The 12314-nt window shown below is 57.7% G+C and carries 8 protein-coding genes; 4 read left to right on the forward strand and 4 right to left on the reverse strand.

Annotated features, from left to right (window positions below; translation table 11 throughout):
* Positions 1–294: 294 nt before the first annotated feature.
* From LCF40_RS23995 to LCF40_RS22130, 3 genes are all read left to right on the forward strand, one after another.
* On the forward strand, positions 295–459 hold the full coding sequence (locus tag LCF40_RS23995; RefSeq protein ID WP_465269289.1) for a DUF7837 family putative zinc-binding protein: 165 nt from the start codon (positions 295–297) through the stop codon (positions 457–459).
* A 543-nt stretch (positions 460–1002) separates the two neighbouring features.
* On the forward strand, positions 1003–3384 hold the full coding sequence (locus tag LCF40_RS22125) for an amino acid permease (protein WP_224830301.1): 2382 nt from the start codon (positions 1003–1005) through the stop codon (positions 3382–3384).
* Positions 3385–3500: 116 nt separating this feature from the next.
* Positions 3501–4781: a sodium:calcium antiporter gene (locus tag LCF40_RS22130; RefSeq protein WP_224830302.1), complete on the forward strand. Its 1281-nt coding sequence runs from the start codon at positions 3501–3503 to the stop codon at positions 4779–4781.
* A gap of 95 nt (positions 4782–4876) precedes the next feature.
* Here the strand turns inward: LCF40_RS22130 and LCF40_RS22135 are convergent, their stop codons facing one another.
* The 4 genes from LCF40_RS22135 to LCF40_RS22150 all read right to left on the reverse strand — a co-directional run bounded on the left by LCF40_RS22135 (position 4877) and on the right by LCF40_RS22150 (position 7751).
* Positions 4877–5311, reverse strand: a complete 435-nt coding sequence (locus LCF40_RS22135; RefSeq protein WP_224830303.1) for a universal stress protein — start codon at positions 5309–5311, stop codon at positions 4877–4879.
* A 1-nt stretch (position 5312) separates the two neighbouring features.
* The gene (locus LCF40_RS22140) at positions 5313–6329 is read right to left on the reverse strand and encodes a TSUP family transporter (RefSeq protein WP_224830304.1); all 1017 of its coding nucleotides are present in this window, start codon (positions 6327–6329) and stop codon (positions 5313–5315) included.
* Positions 6330–6750: 421 nt separating this feature from the next.
* Entirely contained in the window at positions 6751–7314 is a 564-nt protein-coding gene (locus tag LCF40_RS22145; protein ID WP_224830305.1) for a CHRD domain-containing protein, read from the reverse strand.
* Positions 7315–7478: 164 nt separating this feature from the next.
* The gene (locus LCF40_RS22150; RefSeq protein WP_224830306.1) at positions 7479–7751 is read right to left on the reverse strand and encodes a PadR family transcriptional regulator; all 273 of its coding nucleotides are present in this window, start codon (positions 7749–7751) and stop codon (positions 7479–7481) included.
* 598 nt (positions 7752–8349) lie between these two features.
* On the opposite strand from LCF40_RS22150, the gene LCF40_RS22155 reads away from it, so the two are divergent.
* Entirely contained in the window at positions 8350–12078 is a 3729-nt protein-coding gene (locus LCF40_RS22155; RefSeq protein WP_224830307.1) for a multicopper oxidase domain-containing protein, read from the forward strand.
* The last annotated feature ends 236 nt before the right edge of the window (positions 12079–12314 follow it).

Here is a 12314-nt window from a genome sequence, read left to right on the forward strand (position 1 = left end):
GACGTATCTCTTGGTTCTGGGTCTATTTGCTCGCATCAGGTTGAGCTTGCGCAGTCTACACACCCCTTTCCAGTGCCCCTCGCAGTGGTCTCGCTCTCCCCAGCTTTATCAACTCAGAACGCAACAGGGACAGAGCATCTATTCCTAATATAAATATATGTCTATCTGTTTCTTTCTCTGAGTCTCATCGCCCTATTTACGTCAGACAATGTTAAACAAAGCGTGAAGAGAGTACCACTGACAACTACCGCGTACACTAATCCCCCTCACACCGACCTGCGAGGAATCCACCTCATGGCCACGAACCAAACCCACTCCCTCGGCTCCTGCCCCCGGTGTAGTACTGAGATTAAACCCCTGCACGTTCTTATTGAATACGAAAATCCGCCAGGAGAACAAAATATGTTCGTCGAGTGCCCGGCGTGCCAGAAAGTCGTGACGCCCACGCCAACCACATGATACGACTCGCTACCCGGGTAAAACGTGCTGTGTGCCCCAACGACGCCGTCGAAACCATCTGCGAGTGTCGCCATTGTGGGACCGCTGTTAATCCGAATTCGTCTGTGTGTCCAACCTGTGAGACGGCTGAGATCGCTACATACACGATTCCGTGAATCGTGGAAGTTGCGCGTCTTTGCAGTTCGTACTCTCTGCAGTTCTATTGTAATCCTTTTTATATTCCGGGTAGCGGTGTCCAACCTTGTACAACAAGAATTCAGACCCGATTGTTACACAAGACTATAACAGTTGATCTAGCTGACTTCACGCTCCCCGCTAAAGTTGACAATCATGGTCCGAGCAAATGCCCGTTTAGTCATTGAGCGTCGAAAACGAGATCCATGTCTGTCTCGCCTGATCTCGCCGTCGGACTCGGCCTCACGATCGCCGGATGGCTCGGGTTGGTGTTCACGGTCGCTCACTCTCGACGCGTTATCAGAAGGCTGACTACCTCGTTGGACGGTCACGACGAGCCCCAGCCAACAGATACGCATTCGACCGACGATGAGTAGCGGTCCGGGCGGAAATCGGGGCGACGCCGACTTCGCTCGAGAGCTGACGCTGCTCGACGTGACGTTCCTCGGAATCGGAGCGATGATCGGCGGGAGCGTCTTCGTCCTCACTGGGTTAGCCGCCGGCGAGGCCGGACCAGCGCTCATCCTCGCGTTCGCGCTTAACGGCGTCATCACCATTTTCACCGCGATGACCTACGCCGAACTGGGCAGCGCGATTCCCGAGCCGGGCGGGGGCTACCTCTGGGTTCGGACGGCACTCGGTCGATCACAAGCGTTTCTCTCCGGCTGGATGAGCTGGTTCGCCCACGCCGTCGCTGGCTCGCTGTACGTCCTGACGTTCGGCTCGTTCGTCACGCTGATCCTGACGGCCTATTTCGACCTGACGCTCGGACTCTCCCAGGTCCAGTTACAGAAGTCGTTTGCAGTGCTGGCGACTGTCGGCTTTACCTATGTCAACTATCGCGGGACCAAGGAAGCCAGCTTCGCCGAAAACGTCGTTACTGTCGTCCAGCTCGTAGTCATCATCGTCGTTATCGCGGCGGGATTTCGAGTCGTCGTTTCCGATCCGGAGGTGACGGTCGCCAACTTGGAACCGTTCGCGCCCAACGGCGCTGGCGGCATCTTCATCGCGATGGGGCTCACGTTTATCGCCTTTGAGGGCTACGAGATCATCGTCCAGTCGGGTCGCGAGGTCGTCGAACCGAGAAAGAACGTCCCGAAAGCCGTCTTCTATTCGATGCTCGTCGTCGTCACGCTGTACGTGCTGATCGGAATCGTCATGCTGGGTGCGATCACTGTCACCCCCGATCTCGAGGCGACCGCCGAAGCGACCGACAGCATCGGCGGGACGGTTCTTCCGGAACTGCCAGCCGACCCCGCTGTCTGGCAAGTTGTCGGCCACCTTGGCGAGTTCGGCCTTGCACAGGCTGTCGGACAGTTACTTCCTTATGGTACGCTGCTCATCCTCTTCACCGGCATTCTCTCGGCGCTCGCAGCACTCAACGCGACGACGTTCTCGAGCGCCCGCGTCGGATACGCGCTGGGCAGGGATCACGTATTTCCAGACGCGGTTGCTCGGATCCACCCGGAGAACCACACCCCACACGTATCAGTCGTCATGAGCGGAGCACTGATCGCCCTCATGGCCGTTTCCCTGCCGATCGCCCAGGTCGCCGCTGCAACCGACCTGATGTTCTTGCTATTATTTCTGCAGGTCAACTACTCCATGATCAAAATCCGGCGCGAACATGGCGCCGAACTGTCCTACGGCTATCTGGCTCCCTGGTTCCCATACATCCCGATCGCCGGAATCGTGTCCAAGCTGTTTCTCGCCGTCTACTTCTTCAACTACAGCCCGCTCGCATGGGTCATCGCGATCAGCTGGATCGGTGTTGGCGCAGTTGTCTTCGCGACCTACTCGCGCGGACGAATCCGAGAAACAGAGGCGCCCGAAACACGGACGATTGTCGAAGAACGGGCGCTGCGTCAGCGACCATATCAAGTACTGGTCCCGATCCACGACCCCGCAAACGCTGAACGCCTGGTTGATCTTGCCGTGCCGATCGCCCGTCGAAACGACGGGGAACTGGTGCTCACAACGGTCGTCACGATGCCCGTGCAGACCCCGATCGAACGAGGCGATGATCGACGAGCGATGGCCGAGCGCCGAATGCTGGCCGACGCGATGCGGTACGTCCCGGAGGACGTGCCGGCCCACCGGATCATCACCATCGGTCGAACGCCAGGGAGAAGTATCGTCGATATTGCGAGACGGTACGATAGCGAGGCAATCGTCCTCGGCTGGCGTGGGCGTCGGAAACGCCTTGGCGGCGTCGTTCTTGGTTCGACGATCGATTACGTCGTCGAAAACGCGCCTGCCGACGTCGTGGTCGCAAAAACCACGGGTCCGGTCGAACTTCGATCGATACTCGTGCCGACCGACGGTGGCCCTCACGCCATATTCGCCGAATCAATCGCCGGCACGCTCGCTGCCGCACATGACGCACGGGTGACGCTCCTCACTGTCTCAGCCGACGATCCCAATGAGGCTGCGACCTTCGTCCGCGAACGCGGAGCCACTCTCGAGCGAGAAGGAGTCGATTGCAAGACGGCGGTCGTTCCGAGCAAGGATGTCCCCGGTGCGATCGTAGCGTATGCTGAGGACCACGAGATCGACACGATCGTGACCGGAGCCGCTCGAGCGGGAATCGTTCCGAGAACGGTCTTCGGCGACATCGCGGAAGCGGCCGGAGAACGGTTCGAGGGGGAAGTACTGATGGTCAAGAAGTATCGATTCGTCCGATCGGCGGCAATCAGGTGGGCGCACAAGTGGTTCGCGCCTCGCTCGGATAGAACCGATGATGGGAAGTAACCACTGGCAGTGGGCGACCACCGTCCATCCAGACAGCGTTCCGATCGATGGTGAACAGGAGAAGGAGATGACAATGACTTTTCAACAGATTGCAACGAGATGAGCCTCCCGAGATCATGAGTAATCGAGGGTACAGACCGCTCGTTCCGGTTTTCATCGCGGCTGTGCTCACGGTCCCGTGGCTTGCAGTCCGGATCACCGGAGCAAGTGTAGGCCTCACCCTGTCGATCCTCCTGTCGGGTATGTCGATTCTCGGGGCGGCGTTCTTGCTCGCCTGGGCAGCCGAGACGGCCGAAAAGGACGTCTCTCGCTCGTTCGCCATCGCCGTGCTTGCGGTGCTGGCGGTCGCCCCAGAATATGCCGTCGATGCGCTGTACGCCTGGGAAGCCGGCGTTACACCAGCCGGTCCTGCCTCGCGGGAAGCAGCTGATCTCGCGGTGGCCAACATGACGGGTGCTAATCGGATACTTATCGGAATCGGTTGGTCGGGGATCGTCCTGTTCACGATTCACCGGGCGGCATCGCATCCCGATCCCCACGTCGAGCGCGTCGACGGGATCCTCGCTGACCGCGTCCATCTCGATCGGGAACTCTCGCTCGAGATCGTGTTCCTGTTCGTCGCGACATTCTACGCCTTTTTCATCCCCCTAACCGATTCAATCGCTCTTCATGATATGATGATTCTCGTCGGGTTGTATACCCTCTACATCCTATTCGCGATTCGGACTCCCCCAACTGAAGAGGTCCACATTGGCGTTCCGGCATACCTCCAATCATTTCGACGACGATGGCGAATCGCGACGGTAATCGGACTGTTCGTCTTCTCCGGTCTGACGATCCTTGTAGCGGTCGAACCGTTCGCCCACGGGCTGGAAGAGCTTGGCCTGCAGTATGGCATCCAGCCGTTCTTGATGATTCAGTGGATCGCGCCGTTGGCGAGCGAGACGCCTGAGTTCATCATCGTCGTCTTGCTCGTCACGAAGGGGCGCTCGAGCGCGTCGTTCAACGCATTAATCTCCTCGAAGCTCAACCAATGGACGTTGCTGATCGGTACGCTCGTCCTCGTCTACAGTGTTTCACTCGGCTATTACGGCGCGCTTCCGCTGGGGTCTCGACAGGCGGGAGAGATCTGGCTCACCGCTGCACAGAGCTACTTCGCGCTCGCGCTACTCATCGACTTGCGTATCGACGCTCGGGAAGCGGTTGCGCTCCTCTCGCTCTTTCTGGTTCAGCTCCATCCAACGTTCCACCAACACGAGTGGCTCCTCACCTTCACAGGCCTCTACCTCGTCCTCGGAACCATACTGTTCGTACGACGACGCGGCGCGCTCTTCAGAGTGGTAATGCTCGCTCAAGCGCGGGTGAACGGGACGGCACCTCGTTCGGAGAGAGACTAGCCGCCGATCACGAAGCACTTCGGCCGCCATCAACTCATCGGGATCAGCCAAGCGCTCTCGCGATCGGATTACGGGGGAGACCGGACGGACGGCCACTACTCGAGTTGAACGGTAAGCACTGGTACGGCAGACGATTGCAGTACCTCCCTCGTCACGCTGCCGAGGAGAGCTCGTTTGAGCGCGCTCTTGCCCTTGGCCCCTATTACGATGAGGTCGATATCGTTTTCGGTCGCGTATGCCGCGATCGATCGACTGGGGACGCCGATCACGATCTCTGAGACGACTGGAAGGTCGGTTTCGTCCGTCTTCGAGAGTGCATCGTCGATCGCGATTTCGCTCTCTTCGCGGAGCGACTCCCGAAGCATGTCGACATCGATTTCGGCGGGTGTCGTTACCCCGAGGTCTCGAGTGTCGATGACCGAGAGCACGTGAAGCGTTGCGTCGAATCGTGATGCAATCGCGATCGCGTGATCAACGGCGTTGTTCGCATGAGCGCTTCCGTCCGTCGCGACGAGCACGTTTTCGTACATATTAGATCTCTAATCCCATGAATAATCCGAGGACACCGATCGTAAACGCGTACAGCGGAATCACGTATCGCCACACATGGTTGGGGACGACGCGAACGAGATAGGGCGCACCGATCGCGGCGATAAAACCGCCGGTGTATATCGACGGAAGGAGAGTCAAATCGAGCTCGATACCGCGTGCAGAAATTGCGAAGAACGTCACCACGCCAACTAGCGAAACGATACTCTCCGCAAGAGAGGCGATCGCGGTCGCACTCTTCTCGTAGACCCCCGAGAGGATTTGACCGAGCGTGACGACGGGTCCGAATCCGCCACCACCGATTCCCTTGTTGAACCCGGCCAGCGCCGCGAAGATGAGCAGTCGTCGCGGCTTGTACGCGATTGTGGTGACGATTCGAGCACGAACGACACCGATGACGCCCATCGCGAGGACGAGCAGAGAGACGTACATCTTGATATATGACTCGGGAAGTGTGAGTGCAAAGTACGCCAGTGTAATACTCACACCCGTCGCGAGCGACCCGATTGCACCGATGAACAACATCGTCTTCGTCGCCTCGTTGAGCGGAGAGAAGGAAAACGAGGCGTTCTTTAACTCGTGGTGAACGCCACCGGAAACGGCGCCCGTCACCGTTTCGGAGATGAGCAACACTGGAATTACCTGCAGTGGATTGTACCCCATCAGAAACAATAGTGGAGCGAGTGCCGTCCCGAATCCCATCCCCGCGGCCGAATCCATCCACTCGAACAACAACGCGACGAGAATTACGATTGGAAGGAGCGGGAGCGCCGTCGGCCCCACGCCATTGTCGAAGAACGGAACCATCGCTGCCAACCCGACGAGATAAACCACCATAAGAAGCCCAAGTCGCTTGAGCGTCGCCTGGGGCAATCGCATCCGTTCGCTTACCGTCTGCCCTAAATCCAGTTCCCGCGCTGTTGCTCCGATCTCGGTCGGATCGTTGGCGACGATTTTGCCTGGGAGTTCTTTAAGATCGTCCGGGGACTCATCGGTCATGTCTGAGCTCATAGGAGGATAATGTCAAAAATAAATTGAAGTTATTTGATCTGAGGTGGCGAACTACCGCGACAGTATCCGTTCGACCCCGGGCACTAAACGGATTGTGCCGATCCTTATTCAAGGAGAAATCCAGCCATTTACGGCGAAGAGGATGTCACCTCGCCACCCGCTGATCGAGGCCCATCCGCAGAACAGTCCAATCCGCTATCGCGACAGTCCTGGTCAGTCCAAGTGCGATTTATGGCTTCTCTCTCTGGAAGTCGTTTCTAGTTCCAACCCCCCAGTGACGAAGCGAGCGTCCACGGCGCGAGCAGGGAGGGGGCTTAGCGCCCTCAATTACAACTAACTGGGTCAGGCACGAAAAGAGGCTGTATAATCGCCGGGTAGAGGGTGCGAGACGGATTCTATGACACTCTCGTTACATTCGTAGTGGAACGTCGCTCCACTCGAACGGCTCAATCCGTCCGGAAATCTCTCCACCGGGGTTTGCCTCGGTATGTACATTGACGAACGCTTCGCCAGCGTCGATCTTTCCAATGAGCTCAGCGACGGTTGTCGAGGTCGCCTCAGGAGCACGTCCCTCAGAGATGGCATCATCAGTAATCACCCCGGCGTTCAGTGCCCCTGTGAACGAGCCTTCAATGAGGTGTTCGGCTTGAGTAGTGAAGTCATGGAGCCACACCGCTACTGGGCCAAGCGCTTCGTCTTCATGGATGTGCGCCATGACCGTGTTTTCGAGACGTGACACCGCGAGTGTGAACACGATCTCGCCGGACCGATGGTGGAAAACAGCGAGCCCCCATGCATCGGTCTCGACATCTGCTTGGGACTCGAGATGGGCCACATACACGTCGGAAACATCGATTTTGTCTTTATGGGCCATGACGTCTTTGCCTATTGCGACACCGGGTCCCGCGGATGCGAGAAGACCAAGGCCGAGTGCTTTCAGTGCCGTTCGTCGGTTTGGATCGAAGTCTTGCATTGAATTCCCTCACCCACCGTAGCACTAAGCCGACCATTGTATTCTGTCACATACACGCTATAAAATCGAAAACTAGACTGTTTCTTCTAATCTAAGTCTGCCTATAATGCTATAATTGGACGGAAAAGTAGCCTTCCAAAACATATGGTGTGATTATTATATAATCAATCAATATATTGGCTTTCCCAGTCATGGCGTTCATGAAGTAGCGTCTCTCCCGCAGGAGTGATGGCATAGTAATTGGCGCGCCGATCGAGAGACCCTTTCTTGACGAGATCTTTCGCAACAAGCATGTCGAGGTTTGGATATGTCCGACCAAGAGTAATTTCGGTACTGTAGTAGCTGCTGAGATCATCTTCGATGGTCTGTCCAGTCGGGCGGTCGAGTCCAGCGATGACGTACAGGAGGTCGCGCTGAAATCCAGTGAGTGTATCCATGGGTCAAGCGGTTGTACACGATTACCATCACCAACTTTGTTAATTCATTACCTAGTGGACATTCGCCACTCCCTACTCTTCTCGAAGCGATGTCCTACGGATCGTTAGGCCGTGTCTACGCTCTGAGAGTTAAGAGTCTGTGAGTGTTAGAGTCTCTCTACTTCCTTATAGTCACTCAATATATAATATCGCCATTCCTGATGGGGCGGTTGCGATTTGACGCGACACCAGCCGACCCATGAGTAAGCAACCATCATCTGGTGATAACCAGGCGGGGACAGACGAAGCACAGTCAGTTGACCAACTAACCACTTCACGGCGGGAGTTCATGATCGGTACGGGTGCAGCAGCTACGACGTTGAGTAGCGCATCCAGGAATATCGATCTAAGCGGAACCGTACCAGAAAATCCTGATGAAGGCGGGACCGTCCGCCACTTCGACGTGCACGCGATTAACGTCGATATCGTCTACAATGCGTTCGGCCAACACCAGCCTAATGGTGTAATGTATGTCTTAGAAGAGAACAAAACAGCTGCATGTCGAGCATCCGGATGCGTCCCAGGCGGGGATGTTGATACGTCAGTACTCGAGCCGCTCGTGATCCGTGCAAACGAGGGAGACATCGTCGAGATCGAGTTCCACAACGATCTCGACTGTCAGGCCTCGATGCACCAGTATGGTCTTCCCTACGAGGTGAACGAAAGCGACGGTCTCGCGGTCGGCTACAACAAGGATACGACCGTCGCGCCGGATGACTCCATTACCTACCGCTGGTACGCAGACAACCAGGGAACGCACTTCTTCGGCGACGGCGCCAGTCCCGCAATGCTAAGCGATCCCGAACAGGAGTTCGATGACAACAACCTCCAGTCCCGTGGTCTCTTCGGCGCGCTTTCCGTCGAGTCACCCGAAGCTACATGGACCGACCCGAAGACTGGCAAGAAGCTCAAAAGCGGGGTGAAAGCCGACATCCACGAGCCCGATGGGGTGAGCCATCGCGAGTTCGTCGTCTGCTATCACGACGCGATCGACATCGTCAACGCCGACGGAAGCGAGCCCGTCTGGCCCGGTACCGACACTCCTCAGAGCGTCCACGGAATCAACTACCGCGCGGCGACGACGAGTGCACGGCTTGGTGGACAGCAAGAGGAGGAGGAAGAGCCCACCTTCTACAGTTCGTGGGTCCACGGCGACCCCGGCGGCGGTGACCTCGTCTTCCCCTGCTACATGGGCGACCCTGTGAAGATGTCCGTCGTCGGTGCACAGCATGAGGAGAACCACGTCCACCATCTCCACGGCCACCGTTGGAAGAACATTCCTGGCGAATCTGAGTCTGATACAATAGACTCTAAGACGATCGGCCCGACTGCGAGCTTTGAGGCTCGCCTAACCATCGCCCACGGGCCAGGCTCGATTTCTCCAGATATCGAGAGCGAGGAGGCCTTCGAGACTGGTGCCGGTGCCAACGAACATACGGGCGATTTCCTGTTCCACTGCCACATGTTCCCTCACTATGGCGAGGGGATGAACGGGATGATGCGCGTGTTCGACAAGGAGCGCAAGGAGCTCCAGTTGCTGGAGAACAGTGACCCCCCGCTCGATGCCGATTCAGAGATCGAGGGCTTTCCCGACTTCATCCCCGCCGAGGATGGCGAGCTCCCGCCGAAACCGCCGGAATCAGAGCCGAACGGCCGTGAGCCCGAAGAATACGAGGAAGCGGCACTCACTCGTCAGGGGGAAATCGTCCCAGGGGGGCCGTATCAAGACCCCTGTGACCCCGAAGGATTCGACCCGGAGGTGCTAGGCGAGACACGTGAATACACGATCGTTGCACTCGCGGCAGACGTCGTCTACAACGACGCCGGTGATCACGATCCCGAGGGGAAGGTCTACGTCCTCGAAGAGGACGCCGAAGCGGTGCGAAACGGCAAGATGGACCCCGAACCGCTCGTGATTCGTGCAAACGTTGGCGACTGCGTCAAGGTTACGCTGAAAAACGAACTCGAACTCAGTAAGTCAGTCCACCCTCACTTCGTCAACTTCGACCCGCTCGGATCGGACGCGGCAAACGTGGGCTACAACTACGATCAGGGGACCGATCCCGGTGAGGAGATGCAGTACCGGTGGTTCGCTAACGAAGAGGGGATGATCTTCTTCCACGACCATATCACTGGGATTCCGGAGTCTCAAAACGGTCTCTTCGCAGCAATCATTGTTGAGCCCGAAGATTCAACGTGGCACGATCCTCACACGGGTGAGGAGATCGAAAGTGGCTCCCAAGCAATCATCGATCCCGGCGACGGAGACTCCTTCCGCGAGTTCGCATTGCTGTACCATGACTTCGCCCCGCTGAAGGACTGCAATGGCAGATTCATCAATCAGGAGATCGAACACAACCAGAACGCGGGTTCGGGCGCGATCAACTACCGCACGGCGCCGTACTTCCGGCGTAATGACGACGATCCCGCCTACCTTCACAGCTCGCGTCTGCACGGCGACCCGCCAACGCCCACTTTGGAAGCGTATACGGGCGATCCCGTCCGGCTCCGGCTCCTTCAGGGGCCCTACGAGGAGCAGCACAACTTCACGATCCACGGGATCCGAGGCCAGCCCGACGGCCTCAGACGAGCCGAGACGACCTCTCAAATCATCGGCCCCTCCGAAGCGTTCTCCTTCGAACTCACTACGCAGGACACGCTGATCGACCCGCTGCACGAACAGGAGAACCCGGACGGGCTGCCGATCTGGGATCACATCTACGGCTCGGATATGATGCAAGACCTCTGGGAGGGGATGTGGGGGATCTTCCGGCTGTTCGGTGCCGAGGTTGACCACCTCCAACCGCTTCCCGATCGCAACACGCCCGACGAGACGATCAGCACTGAGGAGCTCCGCAAGATGGGTCACCCTGCCCCGTTCTCGAATTGGGCTAAGCGGGGCCACAAGGACAAGCTGCTCTACGACAAGGGCGACGACCGGCGGTTCGTACCCGACAAGGACGAACGCCAAAATGACAACATCGGCAAGCGCCCGCCGGAAGCCGAAAACCCCGGCGACCCCTGCCCCGAAGGAACGCCAACCCAGACGTACGATATTACTGCGATCAGGACGGAGATCGAGTACAACGATTATGGCGATCACGACCCCTGCGGGGTCGTCTACGTGCTTGACGACGAAGTCGAGGCAGTCCGAAACGGGAAAAAGAACCCCGAACCGCTGACGATTCGGGCGAACGCCGGCGATTGCATCGAAATTAACCTTACCAATGCGCTGGGCGACCTTAATGGCGACCACGCCCATCCGACGTTCGACATCGAGCCGGACGCAAAATGGAAGCGCTCCCAGCGGATTTCGCTGACGCCCCAGAACCTGTTGTTCGACGACCAAGGATCGGCCGGAATGGCGGCCGGGTTCAACTTCGACTCGACAGTCGCGCCTGGCGAGACGCGCACCTACCGCTGGTATGCGGACCCAGCTCCGATACCGGATCCCGGTGCCGAAGGCGAGGAGACTAACGGGCCCGAAGCCCGCTCGATCGGAACCGGCGTCGTCTCGGACTTCGCGGACGTGCGCAGCAACCGCCACCATGGCGCCTTCGGAAACTTGATTGTCGAACCCGAGGGAGCAGAGTGGCTCGATCCCGAGACGGGCGATCGAGTCCAGAACGGGACACAGGCGATAATCACCGGCCACGATGGCGATGACTTCCGCGAAATTGCGTTGATGTTCACCGACGGAATGTACATCGTCAATGATGATGGAGAGTGTCCGATTCCCCGAGTGGGGCTTGCCGACGAAGAAGGTGTCCCTGTTGAAGAAATAGCAGATGAACCCTGTAATCAGATCACTGAGCAGGAAGACCAGGGCTTCCAGGGAATCAACTACCGGTCGGAGCCGTTCCGCCACCGGTTCGCGAACGACGACCGCCAGCACAAAGTCTACAGCTCAAAGGTCCACGGCGATCCGAACACCCCCGTATTCCGAGCCTACACGGATGATCCGATAACGATGCGTGTGAGCCAACCGGCTGATCGAGCGAACGGAATCACGTTCCATTGTGCTGGCCATCAGTGGCGCAGAAATAACGTCCCAGAAGCGCCGCTCGTTGGCACGCAAGACGACATCTCGACGGGGACAGCTCGTGACCTTGTCCTCGCTGACAATGCCGGTGGAGCGGTCAACGACGCCGGTGACTATGTCTACCAGGAACGGAAGACGAAGTTCTACCTCGAAGGTGGACTTTGGGGACTCATGCGTGTCCGGGATGCAAGCGAGGAGTTCGACCAGCCTGTTCTTCCGCTTCCTGACAGATCTGAAATGGACTGAAGCGTACAACTTTTCGTTTTTGGTGAGCAAGCCAGCTTAGATGACGACGCCGAAGAGGGTATGCCGCACAAAACATCCTCAGTGTAGCTGCAACCGTTAAGCTGCTAGTTTAAGCTCTCTGAGCACCTATCTATCGGAATGAGCGCGAAGAAACACGTTGTCGAGCTTTCCGACGAAGACCGCAAAACGTTGGACTGGTTCATCTCAACCGGTGAACGAAAGGCCGAGGACAATAC

Origin of the sequence: Saliphagus infecundisoli, assembly GCF_020177375.1 — an archaeon.
Classification (GTDB): Archaea; Halobacteriota; Halobacteria; order Halobacteriales; family Natrialbaceae; genus Saliphagus; species Saliphagus infecundisoli.